This window comes from Ralstonia sp. NFACC01 (assembly GCF_900115545.1).
In the GTDB taxonomy this organism is placed as follows: domain Bacteria; phylum Pseudomonadota; class Gammaproteobacteria; order Burkholderiales; family Burkholderiaceae; genus Ralstonia; species Ralstonia mojiangensis.
Genome location: NZ_FOWV01000011.1, coordinates 12,727 through 26,708 on the forward strand (window position 1 = coordinate 12,727; position 13,982 = coordinate 26,708).

A 13,982-nucleotide genomic window follows, 5' to 3' on the forward strand; every position below is an offset into this window, starting at 1 on the left:
ATTTACCTGGCGTGCGCCGCGCGCGTGCGCGCCGCCTTCTTGGCGGCGGCGGATCGGCCGGCTGCGCCCTTGGTGGCAGCGCCCTTCTTGGCCGCCGCCGAGCGCTCACTGCTCGAACGCTTGGAGGCCGCGCTATGCGCCTGCTTGGACAGCGACGACTTGGAAGCCGCCGAATGGCCTTCCTTCTTCAGCGTGCGCGTGGTGGTTTTGCTGCGCTTGGCCGTGGATTCCTTGCTGGCACTGGCGTGGCTGCCGGTCTTGTTACTTGCCTTGCTGCCGGCCTTGACGTCATGTTCCGCCTTCTTGCGCGTGGCGGCCGACGCCTTGCCTTCCCCCGGCGGCTTGACGGCAACGCCAGAATGGCGTGCCTTCGATAGACCAATCGCAATGGCCTGCTTGGTGTTTTTCGCACCGTGCCTGCCTTCGCGGATGTGATCCATCTCTTCCTTCACGAAGTTGCCCGCCTGGGTCGAGGCGGCTTTGCCGTGGCGCTTGTCGGCGCGCGCACGTTCTACGGTTTTGCGTTCCGGCATGATGACGTCCTCCGTTGAGTTGGAGCGCCGGCCGGTCATGCTGGGCATCAGCCCACAGATCAACAAACCGGCAGCGCTTGCACACAACCACGCAACCGGCGTACCTGCATCGCTTGCGTTCAGCCCACGCGGAAATGCTCGATGCTCTGTCCTGCGTTGACGGCGCGCTTCAGCCAGTCGGGCATGTCGCCCATGCCGTCCCAGTGCTGGCCGTCGGCGCTCATGTAGACCGGGCCGATGGGGGCGGATGGTGCGGGCGGCGGCGGTGGCGCGTCAAAGCAGCCATGCGCCTGCAAATCTTCGACAGACAGGTCGTAGGTTTGCATTTGTTCCAGGATCCAGGCGATCGCGGTTTCGCGACCCGGCTCCGGCGGGTGACCTTCCTTCATCTTGTACGTATGTTTGGGGTTTCTGTCCGCTGGCTGCCAAAGGGAGAGAGAGGCAGGCGCAGGGCGCGCCGGGCGCCAGCGGAAAACGCACAAGAATAACAGCAGTTGGGCTGCTCATTCGTGTGGCAAATGTGGAGGCCTATTGCGTGTAGTGCCTTATTTGGCCGCTGGCGAATCGCTCTGTGCCCGCAACCACCGATACGGCGACCACCCCAGGTTCATGCCCGCCGCCGCCAGCAGGATCGCCCCCGCGCCCAAAAACTGCGCCAGTTGCAGCCGATGCCCGAACGCAACGATATCCACCACGATGGCAACAATCGGATAGATGAATGACAACGATCCGGTCAGATGCGTCGGCAGCCGCTGGATGGCGCCATACAGCAGGATGTACATCAACCCCGTATGCACCACGCCCAGCGTGATCAGCATCCCCCAGGTGTGCGCATCAGCCGGCAGATGCCGCAGATTGGCCAGCGGCGCCAGCATCAGCACGCCCACGCACACCTGGATGAGGGCAATCAGATGCGGCGGCGTACCGGCCAGCTTCTTGATCAGGAGCGCGGCCACCGCATAGGCAAACGCCGCGCCCAGCGCCATCGCAATGCCCGTCAGGTAATCGGTGCCCACGCTGGCCGCAGGCCCCACCTGAACAATCAGGACGACGCCGATAAAGGCGATGGCCAGCCAAGTGAGCTTGGCCGCCGTGAGCTTTTCTGACAGAAACAGCGCGCCCAGCCCGACCAGCATGAAGGGCTGCGTGTTGTAGACCGCCGTGGCAATCGAGATGGATGCGCGCGGATACGCCGCGAACAGCAGCAGCCAATTGATGACGATTGCCACGCCGCCCAGTGCGGCAATGGCCGCACGCCGCCACGTGATGGCGCCGCGCAGCAGCCCCAGGCCGGCGCACACTCCCAGCAGCGTCAGCGCGCCGAACACGCAGCGCCAGAACACAACGTCTGCCACGGGCTGGCCGGAGCGGACGACGAACCAGCCGATCGTCCCGGAGATGACCATGGCGGCGGTCATCTCAACCGTGCCGCGCGTCTTATCGTTCATGCGAACCACCTTGAGCGTTGAATGCAACAAGGATCGCACGCAGATTGGCTGACTTCCATTGCTTTTCTAAGGCAAAATCGGTGTTCTTTTTTATGAAGTAAGGCGAAATAACCGAATTGGAGGCGGAATGCAATGAACATGATTGACGCCCTGGATCAACGCATCCTTGATGTCCTGCTGACCGATTCCCGCATCTCGCTCAAGCAACTCGCCGAGCAGGTGGGGTTGTCATCCCCCAGCGTGTCGGAGCGCCTGCGGCGGCTGGAGGAGCGCGGCGTGATCCGGCATTACACCGTCGACATTGACCCGGCGGCGCTGGGCTACACGCTGCAGGCCATCGTGCGCGTGCGGCCCATGCCGGGCAAGCTGCATATCGTGCAGAAGCTGATCGAAGAGATTCCCGAGATCGGCGAATGCGACAAGGTCACGGGCGAGGACTGTTTCATCGCCCGGCTGTATGTGCGCTCGATCGATCAGCTCGACCAGATTCTCGATCGCGTGGCGTATCACGCCGAGACCAACACAGCCATCGTCAAGACGCAGCCGGTCAAGCGGCGTGCGCCGCCGTTTGCACCGGCTGACTGACGTGCTGGCGGTTATGCGACAACAGCGGGCTCCTGGATGGCTGCATGCGCCATGGCTTGCCGCAGATCGGCAATCAGGTCTTCTGGCGCTTCCAGCCCGACATTGAGCCGCACCAGACGGCCGCGGTAGTGGCGATTCGGCCGCGCCAGATCAGGATATGGCATCACCAGGCTGCTCGTGCCGCCCCAGCTCATGCCGATCCGGAACATGCGCAGCGCATCGATGAACGCGTTGACCTGCTCGGCCGAGACGCTTTCCTGGAATACCACCGAAAACACGCTGGTTGCGCCGGTAAAGTCGCGCTTCCAGAGTTCGTGGCCGGGGCATGACGGCAGCGCCGGATGGAGCACGGTGGCAACGCAATCCTGCAGATGAAGCCAGCGCGCCACCGCCAGCGTGGAGGCTTGCAGGCGCTCCAGCCGCAGCCCCAGCGTTTGCAGGCCACGCAGGGCCAGACTGCAATCGTCTGGCGAGGCGCCCATGCCAAGGTCGGCAAACGCGCTGCCCACGCGCTCGAACATCGCTTCGGAATTGACCGAGACCGAGCCGAGCAACAGGTCGCTGTGCCCGCCCACGTACTTCGTCAGCGCCTGCATGCTGATGTCGACGCCGTGCGCAAAGGCATCGAAATACACGCCGGCCGTGTACGTGTTATCGAGCGCCACCGGCACGCCGCGCGCGTGCGCCGCTGCCACGATTGCCGGCACGTCCTGCACTTCCATCGTGACCGAGCCAGGGCTTTCGGTCCAAACAAGCGCGGTGTTTGAGCGGATGAGGCCGCCGATGCCCGCGCCGATGAGCGGGTCATAAGTTTCGACTTCGATGCCCATCCGTTTGAGCAAGCCGGCGGCCATGCTGCGGTTGGGTCCATACGCGCTGAACGGCACCAGCGCGTGGCTGCCCGCGCCGCAGCAGGCCAGGTAGACGAGCGCGATGGCAGCCTGCCCGCCCGGGACGATAAAGCTGTGGCGTGCGCGTTCCAGTTGCGCAATCCGCGCGCCGAGTTCAATGGCCGTCGGTGTGCCGTAGAGGCCGTAGGTGTAGCCGTGTTGCGCATGGCGCCAGTCGTCCACGACCTGCGCGGCGTTGTCGAACAACACAGTTGAACCACGGTAGACCGGGGTGACCAATGACCGGAAACCGCCAGGGGCGAGCGTTTCGGGGTTGACGAGCTGGGATTGCCAATGCATGGGATGGCCCTCTGTGAACATGTGGACCGTGAAATCCTATGTCACGTCAGCAGAGCAATTTCAGCTATTCTGCCCAGCCAGACGCAAAAATTTCTCGCTCCCCGTCCGTTATGGCCCCACAGAAATCGCTCGAACTCGACGCATTCGACATCGCCATTCTCAATGCCGTGCAGCGGTGCTACACCACGCCGCTGCGCGTGATCGGGGAGCAGGTCAATCTATCGACGGCCGCGGTGCAGCGGCGCATCAAGCGGATGGAGGAAGCGGGCGTTATTGTCGGCAACGTGGCGGTGGTGGACCCCGAGCGGGTGGCCAAACCCATCACCGTGATCGTTGAAGTGCATGCCGAGCGCACCAATACCGCGGCGATGGCCGCGCTCAAGAAGGCACTCTCCGGCCCTGAGGTGCAGCAGTGCTACTACGTGACGGGCGAGGCTGATTTCGTCCTCATCCTGAACGTGGCCACGATGACGGAGTACGAAGCCCTTGGGCGTCGCCTGTTCGACGACAACGACAACATCCGGTGGTACCGCACGGCCGTGGTGCTCAACCGCGTGAAGGTCGGGCTCGAGGTGCCGCTGGGCTAGCGGTGCACGCCGTTCCACCGCCCGCACAATGCGTCAATACGGGGATGAGGCTATAGTGCCCCAGCGCTTGGCCTGATAAGGTTCGCGCGCCATAACACGTACGCTGGCACGACCGGCGTCCTTGAAGGTACCAAAGGAGCTCCTATGCAGAATCCAAGAACAGGCATGCGGTGGATCGCCGCCGCAATCGCATCGATCAGCATCACGACCGTCGTACACGCGGCATCCGTCGCACCCGTGGCCGCAGAAAACGGCATGGTCGTTGCGGCACAGCATCTGGCCAGCAAGGTCGGTGTGGAAGTGCTGAAGCGCGGCGGCAATGCGGTGGACGCCGCAGTGGCCGTGGGTTACGCGCTGGCCGTGGTCTATCCGGCAGCCGGCAACCTGGGCGGCGGTGGTTTCATGACAATCCAACTGGCCGATGGCCGCAAGACCTTCCTCGACTTCCGTGAAGTCGCGCCGAAGGCCGCCACCGCCAACATGTATCTGGACAAGGACGGCAACGTCATCAAGGGTGCGTCCACCAAGGGGCACTTGGCCGTGGGTGTGCCGGGCACCGTGTCCGGCATGGAGTATGCGCGCCAGAAGTACGGCACCATGCAACGCGCAGCACTGATCGCGCCGGCCATCACGCTCGCCGACAAGGGCTTCGTCCTCGATCAGGGCGACGTCGACATGCTGCATACGTCCACCAAGGACTTCCAGGAAGACGCCGCATCGGGCGCGATCTTCCTGAACAAGGGCCAGCCGTTCCAGGTGGGCGAGAAGCTTGTCCAGCGCGATCTGGCCAAGACGCTGCGCGAGATCAGCAACAAGGGCACCGACGGTTTCTACAAGGGCTGGGTCGGGCAGGCCATTGCTGCGTCGAGCAAGGCGGGCGGTGGCCTGATCACGCAAGAGGACCTCGTCAGCTACAAGACGCGCGAACTGGCGCCGGTCGAGTGCGACTACCGCGGTTATCACGTGGTGTCGGCACCGCCCCCGAGTTCGGGCGGCGTGATCATCTGCGAAATGCTGAACATCCTGGAAGGCTATCCGCTCAAGGACCTGGGCTGGCATTCCGCGCAGGCCACGCACTACCAGATCGAAGCCATGCGCCACGCCTATGTAGACCGCAACAGCTACCTGGGCGACCCGGACTTCGTGAAGAACCCGCTGGACCGCCTGCTGAGCAAGGACTACGCGGCCAAGATCCGTGCCGTGATCGACCCGAAGAAGGCGGGCGTGTCGAAGGACATCAAGCCGGGCGTCGAGCCGCATGAAGGCAGCAACACGACGCACTACTCGATTGCCGACAAGTACGGCAATGCGGTGTCGGTCACGTACACGCTCAACGACTGGTTTGGTGCGAAAGTCACGGCCGCCAAGACGGGCGTGATCCTGAACGACGAGATGGACGACTTCACGGCCAAGGTCGGCGTGCCGAACCTGTACGGCTTGGTGCAGGGCGAGGCCAACTCGATTGCCCCGGGCAAGCGTCCGCTGTCGTCGATGAGCCCGACCATCGTTACCAAGGATGGCAAGCCTGTCATGGTGGTAGGCACGCCGGGCGGCAGCCGCATCATCACGGCCGTCATGCTGACCATGATCAACGCGATCGACTACGGCATGAACGTGCAGGAAGCCGTCGACATGCCGCGCTTCCACCAGCAATGGCTGCCGGACGTGACCAACGTGGAGCCGTACGCGCTGTCGGAAGATACGCGCAAGCTCCTGACGTCGATGGGCCACAACCTGGGGGCGCCGCAGCCGGCCAACCACTTGGCTGCGATCATCGTCGGCGCACCGTCGCTGGGTGGCAAGCCGGTCGGCAACAACCGCTTCTATGGCGCGAATGACCCGCGTCGCAACACGGGGCTGGCAGCCGGTTATTGATCGGCATTGCACCACCCGCAGTACGAAAAAAGCCCACCAAGTTTCGGCGGGCTTTTTTCTTGGCGACGTTTTCCGGCTCAGGCCGCCGCAGTCAACACCGGCAGATTGCCTTCGCCAAAGCCGTGGTGCCCGCGCCGCTGCACGATCTCGAAGAAGATCTCGCCAGGATGGCGCTTGATGAACGTTTGCAGGAACAGTTTGGGCACGCCGTCGACGATCTCGCCGTCGACCAGAATGCCGTATCGGCGCAAGGCTGCCAGGTCCAATCCGTGACCGGGCAGGCGTGCGTCGACGGTGTCGTAGTAGTGCGCCGGGGGCTCGACAAAGGTGAGGCCGTTGGCGGCCAGCGCGGCGGCTGTGCGCAAGATGTCGTCGGTGGCCAGCGCAATGTGTTGCACGCCTTCGCCGGGGTGGTCGGGCAGGTAGGCGTGCATGAGGTGCGCGCGGTGCGTGCCTTCTTCATAGAGCGGGATACGGATCATGCCGCACGACGACACCATCACGCGGGAATCCGCCGCGACGTGCCAGTTGGCATGCAATTCGTGGATTTCGCTGAAGCCGAGCTGGTTGCGGTAGAAGTCGATCCAATCCTGCAGGCGGCCCGCGCCGACGGTCTGCGTCAGGTGGTCGACGCGTGCCAGCCCAACGCCAGCGTGGTGCCAGTCCTCATGCGCGGTCTCTGCGTCCAGCGGGCGAAAGTCGATGTCGTAGATGGAGATGTCGCCCAGGCCGCCCCTGGCACCGTGCTTGCCGCGCCAGCGATCGACAAAATGCAGGTGCGTATCGCCCACGCCCTGGATGGCGGGGATCACCAGCTCGCTCGGCCCGATGGGCTCGGCCTCGGCCGGCCATGCACCCAGTTCGACGGCGCGGTCGTAGGCGTGCTGGGCGTCGTCAACACGGATGCCGATGGCGCAGATACCCACGCCATATTCCTCAGCCCAGCGGTGCGCGAAGGAATCGGCTTCGGCGTTGACGAGGAAGTTCATGTCGCCTTGCCGATACAGCGTGACGTCCTTGCTTACGTGCCGCGCGATGGCCTTGAAGCCGAGCGATGCAAACACCTGGCCAAGCGCAGCCGGCGCTTGCGTGGCGAACTCGATGAACTCCAAGCCGGCGGTCTTGAATGGCAGGTCGGCGTTGCGGCTCATGGTGAGACTCCTGTGGCTGAAGCTAAGAATGCAGACACCGCATTGTGTACCACGCGGGTGGCAATGCGCATCCCACAGTCGCTATGCGGCAGCCCTTTGTGGATCCGGCTGGCTCTGCAGCTTCGGTAGCCAAAGGAAAGCGATGGACGCCAACACGGCGCCGGCAAGCATCATCGGCACCACCATGGGCCAGGCGCCAAGGCTGTGCGATGTATCGTCAAAGGCGGCCGCGGTCTGCCCCAGGCAGAAGGCCGCCAGCATCATGATGAAGCCTGACCATGACACCGCGCGCCCCGCAAGATGCGGCAGCTCGCCCACCGCACCTGCCTGGCCGCAAGGCTGATGAATGCCGTGGCCCATGCAATAGATGCCGTGTCCGAGCAGCAGCGGCCACGCTTGCCCGGGAAGCAGCCAGCAGCCCAAGCCCTGGATGCCCGCGCCGAGCAGGCTGAGCGTTGCGCCTTGCTGCACCGTCCGCACGAGGCTCTGCCGGCGCAGCAGGCGCCGGCAGCCCGTTGTACTGAGGATATAGACGAGCGATCCGCCGGCCGGTATCCAGCCATAAAGCTCGGGAGACAGGCCGAGATAGGCGATATAGACCATCGGCGAAAGCAGCAGGAAGCAGAAGATGCCGGCGTAGGTCGTGGCTGCCAGCAACCCCCAGACGCGAAAATCCGCGCTGGCGAAGATCTCGCGCACGCTGCCTGCCTGGCTCTGTGTCTCTTGCCGGGTTTCGGCAAAGCCGTGCCAGCACATCACCCATAGAACGATTGCATAGAAGCTCATGCCCGCCAGCACCCAGCGCCAACCCGCGTGTTGCGCGACAAAGGCACCCAGAATCGGTGCCACCAACGCAACGAAACCCAGCCCCGTGAGGCCACGCGCCATGACGTGCGGACCATCGCGTGCCGGGTGCAGATCACGTACGGCTGCGCGTGCGCACACCAGGATGGCGGCCATCGAGAACCCCTGCAGGGCGCGTGCAGCGGTCAACATGGAAGCGGTTACCGCCAGCGCGCCGGCCAGTGCAGCCACGGCATAGCACGCGAGCCCGATCAGCAGCACCTGACGACGGCCAAAACGATCGGCAAGGCTGCCCATCGGCAGTTGTCCAATGCCAAAGGCCAGCGCGAAGACCGTGAGGCTCGTGCTGGCCGAGCCCAGCGTCTGGGCAATGGCGGGAAGGGCGGGGAGATAACTGTCGGTCGCAACCGGCTGTGCCGACAGCAATAGCGGCAGCAGCAGGGCAAAGCTCAAAGGGCGACGCGTCATCAGCTCAGTATGCAATGGCTGCGCTGCGCCGCAACTCATCTGCGGTGGCGGTGCCGAAACCGAAGAACTCCAGGTACGCGGGAATCATCTCGAACAGCATGTCGGTGCCGACCTGGACATCGCAGCCCTTGTCGAGCGCCGCGCGCAGCAACGGCGTGTACTCGGATTTCATCACCACCTCGCCAACAAAGCAGCTCGGCGCGATGCGTGCCACGTCGAAGGGCAGCGGATCGTCTTCTTTCATGCCCACCGGCGTGGCGTTGACCACCACATCGAAGCCGTCCGGATCATTCGAACCGGTGCGCACCACCAGCGCGGGGTAATGCTCGCGCAGACGTCGGCCCAGCGATTCCGCCGATTCTGCGCGGGTGTCATACAAAGCAAGTTCGCCCACACCCGCAGCGGCCAGCGACGCGGCAATCGCTGAGCCGACACCGCCGGCCCCTGAAAGCAGCACACGCGCCCCTTCCAGTTGGCGCCCCTTGCGAAGCACGCCGCGCACGAAGCCTGCACCATCGAACTGGTCGCCCAGCAACGTGCCGTCATCGCGCTTGAGCACCGCGTTGCAAGCCCCCGCGATGCGCACGGCCGGCGTGACCTCATCGACCAGATTCACCGTGGTGACCTTGTGCGGCATCGTGATCAGCGCGCCACGCAGGTTGGTGAAGCGGCAGATCGACTGGAAGCTTTGCGCGTAATCCTCTGCCTTGACCCCCATGGGCACCACAACGGCGTCGATGCCTTTTTGCTCGAACCAGGGGTTGTAGATCATCGGCGACTTGAACGTCTCCGTCGGGTAGCCGATGTGGGCGATGAGGGTAGTTTTTCCAGAAATCATGGTTCAGGCGTGCGGGTTTCAGGCGGCCAAGGCTCCGGCCCGCTGGCGGGCATATTCAGCCTTGTCGACGGGTTGGGCGGCTGGCTTGCCCAGGTCGTCCATATGGATGCGGTAGGTCTCGCGTGCGGTCATGGCGGCCACGGCGGCAATCACCGTGACGCCAAAGGCAATGGCGCCCACGGTCAGCCAGATGTTGGTGGCTCCTGGCGGCGCCACGGCGGTGAAGAGGGCCGGCAGCATGGCAGTGATGGCGGTACCGATGTTCTGCGAAATCGCCATGGCCGACACACGGGTGCGCGTCGGGAACAACTCCGGATAGAAGCTCGGGAACACCGCGTTGTAGCCTTGGTAGACCACGCCCCACATCAGAATCGAGATGACGAAGGCAAGCGGCACGTTCTTGATGCTGATGGCGTACAGGTAGGCAAAAGCAAGCGCCCCGGCGAGCAGCGAACCGATCACGATCGGTGGCTTGCGGCCGATGCGGTCGGACAGGTCGCCAACATACGGAATGACCAGCACGGCAACGATGTTGCCCACCACCGGAATCCACAGGTAGATGTCTTTGGCAAAGCCGATGCCGTAAGCCGGCTGCACCGCATAGGCGGCGCCAAAGATGGTCGCCACCACCGGAATCACGTTCATCAGCGCCATGCAGACCACGCGCAGCATGTCTGGCGTGCTGTATTTGAAGGCGTCGATCACGGGCGAGCGTGGGCGGCCTTGCTGCTGTTGCTCAGCGGTAAAAGCGGGGGTTTCGTGCACTTCGCGGCGGATGACGTAGCCGGCGATGATGACGACGAAGCTCAGAACGAACGGAATGCGCCAGCCCCAGGCGTTGAACTGGTCGGCGGGCATGTAGTGCGCCAGCGGCAGAAACACGGCAGCGGCCAGGATCTGCCCGGCCTGCACGCCTTGCAGCGTAAAGCTCGCGAAGAACCCGCGCCGGCCAAATGGGGCGTGCTCCAGGATCATGGAACTGGCGCCCGAAATTTCACCGGCCACGGCAAAACCCTGGATGAGCCGCATGATGACCAGCAACGTGGGCGCCAACAGCCCAACTTGGTCGTACGTCGGCAACAGGCCCACGGCAATCGTCGAAAAACCCATGAGGAACATGCACCAGAGCAGCACGTTCTTGCGCCCGTGCGTGTCGCCCAGATGGCCCAGCACGAACGCACCGATCGGCCGTGCGATATAACCCACGCCATATGTGGCCAGTGAGGCGATGATGGCCGTCTTCGGGTCGCCCTTGGGGAAGAATATCTGTGGAAAGATCAGCGCCGCGGCGGTGGCGTAGATAAAGAAGTCGTAGTACTCGAGCGCCGAGCCGATCCAGCCGCTGGCGGCGGCTTTCTTCGACTGGTGCTTGCCCAGGGGCTCGTGGGCAGGGGCTGCGGTCATGGTTGTCTCCGGTTTTATCTGTGCGGTCTATCGTGCGATTCGTTCGATGAAGGACCGTCTGTACACGCAACGCAGCGTAGTCCGCCGCCATGGCGGGGCACAAGCGACTGTGGATTGAAAACGTTCGATAATCGCACGGAATGGTGCGAATAACGTACGACCCGAGGGTTTCTCCGAGTCTGTCTATCTCCCGGGGCGGAAGGCGCTACAGCACACGCATGATCGAAAGCGCGGTGTCCTGCAGCACCTGCAGCACCCGCTGCAAAGCGTGCTCCGTGGTTTCTTCACCGACCTGCATGTTCACGCTCAGTGCGGCGATCACGTTGCCGTGTCGATCCCGCAGCGGTACCGCCACACCGCGCACGCCAATCTGCAATTGCTGTTCGACCACGGCGTAGTCCTGCCGACCAGCCTTGCGGATTTCATCGAACAGGCGGTCCCGCTGCAGGATCGTGTAAGGCGTATAGGGCGTCAGCACACAGGTTTCCAGCCATGCCTTGACCTTCTGCTCGGGTTGCGCGGCCAGCATCATCACGCCGGCCGAGGCGAGCGGCGCCGGCACGCGCGCACCCAGCACGAATCCGGTACTCATGACCCGGCTGGTGCTGGTGCGCGAGATGAAGACGAGCTCCCAATCATCCAGCACGCTGAGGTACGCCACCTCGCCCACGGCGGCGGTCACCTGCTGCAGGAAGGGCTGTACCGTGCGCGGCAGACGTGCTGAATCGAAGTACGACCAGCCCACCTTCAGCACGCGCGGCGTCAGGCTGAACAGCGTGCCTTCACTGGTGAGGTAGCCGAGGTGTTCGAGCGTCAGGAGGTAGCGGCGCGCGGCTGTGCGGGTGAGGCCGGTCAACTCGGCGGCCTGGGTGGGCGTCAGCCGGGGGTGCTCGTGGTCGAACGCCTCCAGGATGGCGAGCCCTTTTTCCAATCCGGCGATCCAGTCGCGCCTGTCGAGCGATTCCTTCGTCATGGCGATAACCCTAAAAACGAGCGATATGTGCGCACGATTGTACGATCATCGAACGCTGTTGCGCGAATGCCGCTTGTCGGCATGTGGGGGGGCTCCTACGCTGCGGGCATTGCTTGACGCCCGACCACCGTATCGCCATGAACTCGCTTCACCCAGCACGTCGCCCCAAATGCATCGCCACGGTGTGCCTGTCCGGCACGCTGCCTGAAAAGCTGGAGGCCGCCGCCGCCGCAGGCTTTGACGGTGTTGAGATCTTCGAGAACGATTTGCTGAATTTCGATGGATCGCCGGCGCGCGTGCGGCAAATGGCGGCAGACCTAGGGCTGGCGATCATGCTGTATCAGCCGTTCCGCGATTTCGAAGCCATGCCGCGAGAGTTGTTCGCGCGAAACTTGGCGCGGGCCGAGCGCAAGTTTGACGTGATGGCCGAGCTGGGCGTCGAGATGGTACTCGTCTGCAGCAACGTGCAGGACATCGCTATCGACGATCCGGCGCTCGCGGCAGACGATCTGCGCCAGATGGCAGAAGCGGCGGCACGGCGCGGGCTGCGCGTGGGGTATGAGGCGCTGGCCTGGGCGCGGCATACGCGGACCTGGCGGCAGGCGTGGCAGATCGTGCGACAGGCTGACCACCCGGCGTTGGGGCTGATTCTCGACAGCTTCCACACGCTCTCGCTGGGCGACTCGCTGGATGGCCTCCACGATGTGCCGGCGGACAAGCTCTTCTTTGTGCAATTTGCAGACGCCCCGAAATTGTCGATGGACGTACTGTCCTGGAGCCGGCATCACCGTAACTTCCCGGGGCAGGGTGACCTTGCTGTGACGGAGTTTGCGCGCGACCTGCTTGCTGCGGGCTATACCGGGCCGTTGTCGCTTGAGGTCTTCAATGACGAATTCCGCTCTGCGCCCGCACGACTAACGGCGCTGGACGGCATGCGTTCGCTGCGCTGGCTGGAGTCCGAAGCTGGTGGTGCGGAACTGCCGGCGCCAGCGCAATTTGGAGGCGTGGATTTCCTGGAGTTTGCCGTGGATGCTGCGGCAGGACGGGAACTTGAAACGCGCCTGCGTGCGCTGGGTTTCATCCTTGCGGGGCACCATCGCTCCAAGGCGGTTGACCTGTATCGGCAGGGCGGCGTCAACGTGATCTTGAATATGGAGCAGGACAGCGCAGCGTCGGAACACTTCCAGTTGCACGGGCCGTCTGTCTGTGCGATCGGCCTGAAAGTAGACGATGCCGAGCGCGCCATGGCACGCGCACGTGAGTTATGCGCCCAGGAATGGCGCGGGCCCGTGGGGCCGACTGAGCGCAGCATTCCCGCGCTGCGCGCGCCCGATGGCACGCTGCTCTATCTGATCGACGATCGTGAGGCCGATCGCAGCATCTACGAAAGCGATTTTGTCTTGCATCCAGACGTGCAAGACGATGCAGCCGGGTGGGCATCGATCGACCACGTTGCGCAGGCGCTGCCCGCGCACAGGCTCGACAGCTTCGTGCTGTTCTACCGGGCCATCTTCGGCATGCACGCCGAAGCCGTACAGGAGATTGCCGACCCGTACGGCCTCGTGAAAAGCCGGGCGATGGTGAGTCCGGACCGCAACGTGCGGATTCCACTCAACGTATCGGAAAGCGGGCGCACGGCCACGGGCAGGTTCATCACCGCCTACGCGGGCTCGGGGGTGCATCACATTGCATTCCGTACTGAGCGACTGTTCGAGACCATCGAGGCCATCGACCGTGGCGCGGCCCGCCTGCAGCACGTTCCCGAGAACTATTACGACGACGTTGCCGCCCGACTTGGGCTGGATGACGCATTGCTCAACCGCCTGCACGACGATGGTCTTCTCTACGACCGCGACCCGCACGGCGATTTTCTGCACGCCTACACCGAACCCTTTCGCGAGCGCTTCTTCTTCGAGCTTGTCCAGCGCAACGGCTACCTCGGCTACGGCGCAGCAAATGCTGCCGTGCGCATGGCTGTGCAGGCACAACTGAGCCGCGGCGCCACCACTTCGGCTGACCACTGAGACACGAGAATTTTTGCACTCACGGTTGTGCGGCCGTGGGCGCTATCTACGCAACACCACGGCTGCACGTGCGGCCGTCGCACACTCATACCCATCACACAA

13 protein-coding genes are annotated in these 13,982 nt (G+C 63.8%); 4 read left to right on the forward strand and 9 right to left on the reverse strand.

Annotated elements, in window-relative coordinates:
• Window positions 1–2 precede the first annotated feature (2 nt).
• From BM136_RS22450 to BM136_RS22460, 3 genes are all read right to left on the reverse strand, one after another.
• The gene (locus tag BM136_RS22450) at window positions 3–533 is read right to left on the reverse strand and encodes a DNA-binding protein (protein ID WP_092976125.1); all 531 of its coding nucleotides are present in this window, start codon (window positions 531–533) and stop codon (window positions 3–5) included.
• A 119-nt stretch (window positions 534–652) separates the two neighbouring features.
• Window positions 653–922: an H-NS family nucleoid-associated regulatory protein gene (locus BM136_RS22455; protein WP_045203842.1), complete on the reverse strand. Its 270-nt coding sequence runs from the start codon at window positions 920–922 to the stop codon at window positions 653–655.
• 156 nt (window positions 923–1,078) lie between these two features.
• Window positions 1,079–1,981, reverse strand: coding sequence for a DMT family transporter (locus BM136_RS22460; RefSeq protein ID WP_092976128.1), 903 nt, complete (start codon window positions 1,979–1,981; stop codon window positions 1,079–1,081).
• Between the two features lie 138 nt (window positions 1,982–2,119).
• Between BM136_RS22460 and BM136_RS22465 the strand changes: the two genes are divergently transcribed.
• Window positions 2,120–2,566, forward strand: a complete 447-nt coding sequence (locus tag BM136_RS22465; RefSeq protein WP_368073451.1) for a winged helix-turn-helix transcriptional regulator — start codon at window positions 2,120–2,122, stop codon at window positions 2,564–2,566.
• An 11-nt stretch (window positions 2,567–2,577) separates the two neighbouring features.
• On the opposite strand, the gene BM136_RS22470 is transcribed toward BM136_RS22465, so the two are convergent.
• A complete protein-coding gene (locus BM136_RS22470; RefSeq protein ID WP_092976131.1) occupies window positions 2,578–3,756 on the reverse strand; it encodes a cystathionine beta-lyase in 1,179 nt (392 codons plus the stop codon).
• A gap of 110 nt (window positions 3,757–3,866) precedes the next feature.
• Here BM136_RS22470 and BM136_RS22475 point away from each other — a divergent pair, with 110 nt between their 5' ends.
• The gene (locus BM136_RS22475) at window positions 3,867–4,343 is read left to right on the forward strand and encodes an Lrp/AsnC family transcriptional regulator (protein ID WP_092975935.1); all 477 of its coding nucleotides are present in this window, start codon (window positions 3,867–3,869) and stop codon (window positions 4,341–4,343) included.
• 144 nt (window positions 4,344–4,487) lie between these two features.
• A complete protein-coding gene (gene ggt / locus BM136_RS22480; RefSeq protein WP_175537197.1) occupies window positions 4,488–6,218 on the forward strand; it encodes a gamma-glutamyltransferase in 1,731 nt (576 codons plus the stop codon).
• Window positions 6,219–6,295: 77 nt separating this feature from the next.
• Here the strand turns inward: ggt and BM136_RS22485 are convergent, their stop codons facing one another.
• The 5 genes from BM136_RS22485 to BM136_RS22505 form a co-directional block, all read right to left on the reverse strand.
• The gene (locus BM136_RS22485) at window positions 6,296–7,369 is read right to left on the reverse strand and encodes a 4-hydroxyphenylpyruvate dioxygenase family protein (protein WP_092975941.1); all 1,074 of its coding nucleotides are present in this window, start codon (window positions 7,367–7,369) and stop codon (window positions 6,296–6,298) included.
• Window positions 7,370–7,450: 81 nt separating this feature from the next.
• A complete protein-coding gene (locus BM136_RS22490) occupies window positions 7,451–8,641 on the reverse strand; it encodes an MFS transporter (protein ID WP_092975944.1) in 1,191 nt (396 codons plus the stop codon).
• Window positions 8,642–8,645: 4 nt separating this feature from the next.
• Window positions 8,646–9,479, reverse strand: a complete 834-nt coding sequence (locus BM136_RS22495) for a shikimate dehydrogenase family protein (RefSeq protein ID WP_092975947.1) — start codon at window positions 9,477–9,479, stop codon at window positions 8,646–8,648.
• Between the two features lie 18 nt (window positions 9,480–9,497).
• Window positions 9,498–10,883, reverse strand: coding sequence for an MFS transporter (locus tag BM136_RS22500; protein WP_092975950.1), 1,386 nt, complete (start codon window positions 10,881–10,883; stop codon window positions 9,498–9,500).
• A gap of 205 nt (window positions 10,884–11,088) precedes the next feature.
• Window positions 11,089–11,856 carry an IclR family transcriptional regulator domain-containing protein gene (locus BM136_RS22505; protein WP_092975953.1) on the reverse strand — a complete coding sequence of 256 codons (768 nt, stop codon included), beginning with the start codon at window positions 11,854–11,856 and terminating at the stop codon, window positions 11,089–11,091.
• A 137-nt stretch (window positions 11,857–11,993) separates the two neighbouring features.
• On the opposite strand from BM136_RS22505, the gene BM136_RS22510 reads away from it, so the two are divergent.
• Entirely contained in the window at window positions 11,994–13,880 is a 1,887-nt protein-coding gene (locus BM136_RS22510) for a bifunctional sugar phosphate isomerase/epimerase/4-hydroxyphenylpyruvate dioxygenase family protein (RefSeq protein WP_092975956.1), read from the forward strand.
• Window positions 13,881–13,982 lie beyond the last annotated feature (102 nt).

What these genes read in the sequence shown, in the direction of transcription:
- BM136_RS22450 (WP_092976125.1), bottom strand. Translation starts at nt 533, where the DNA reads ATGCCGGAACGCAAAACCGTAGAACGTGCGCGCGCCGACAAGCGCCAC.
- BM136_RS22455 (WP_045203842.1), bottom strand. Translation starts at nt 922, where the DNA reads ATGAAGGAAGGTCACCCGCCGGAGCCGGGTCGCGAAACCGCGATCGCC.
- BM136_RS22460 (WP_092976128.1), bottom strand. Translation starts at nt 1,981, where the DNA reads ATGAACGATAAGACGCGCGGCACGGTTGAGATGACCGCCGCCATGGTC.
- BM136_RS22465 (WP_368073451.1), top strand. Translation starts at nt 2,120, where the DNA reads ATGATTGACGCCCTGGATCAACGCATCCTTGATGTCCTGCTGACCGAT.
- BM136_RS22470 (WP_092976131.1), bottom strand. Translation starts at nt 3,756, where the DNA reads ATGCATTGGCAATCCCAGCTCGTCAACCCCGAAACGCTCGCCCCTGGC.
- BM136_RS22475 (WP_092975935.1), top strand. Translation starts at nt 3,867, where the DNA reads ATGGCCCCACAGAAATCGCTCGAACTCGACGCATTCGACATCGCCATT.
- ggt (WP_175537197.1), top strand. Translation starts at nt 4,488, where the DNA reads ATGCAGAATCCAAGAACAGGCATGCGGTGGATCGCCGCCGCAATCGCA.
- BM136_RS22485 (WP_092975941.1), bottom strand. Translation starts at nt 7,369, where the DNA reads ATGAGCCGCAACGCCGACCTGCCATTCAAGACCGCCGGCTTGGAGTTC.
- BM136_RS22490 (WP_092975944.1), bottom strand. Translation starts at nt 8,641, where the DNA reads ATGACGCGTCGCCCTTTGAGCTTTGCCCTGCTGCTGCCGCTATTGCTG.
- BM136_RS22495 (WP_092975947.1), bottom strand. Translation starts at nt 9,479, where the DNA reads ATGATTTCTGGAAAAACTACCCTCATCGCCCACATCGGCTACCCGACG.
- BM136_RS22500 (WP_092975950.1), bottom strand. Translation starts at nt 10,883, where the DNA reads ATGACCGCAGCCCCTGCCCACGAGCCCCTGGGCAAGCACCAGTCGAAG.
- BM136_RS22505 (WP_092975953.1), bottom strand. Translation starts at nt 11,856, where the DNA reads ATGACGAAGGAATCGCTCGACAGGCGCGACTGGATCGCCGGATTGGAA.
- BM136_RS22510 (WP_092975956.1), top strand. Translation starts at nt 11,994, where the DNA reads ATGAACTCGCTTCACCCAGCACGTCGCCCCAAATGCATCGCCACGGTG.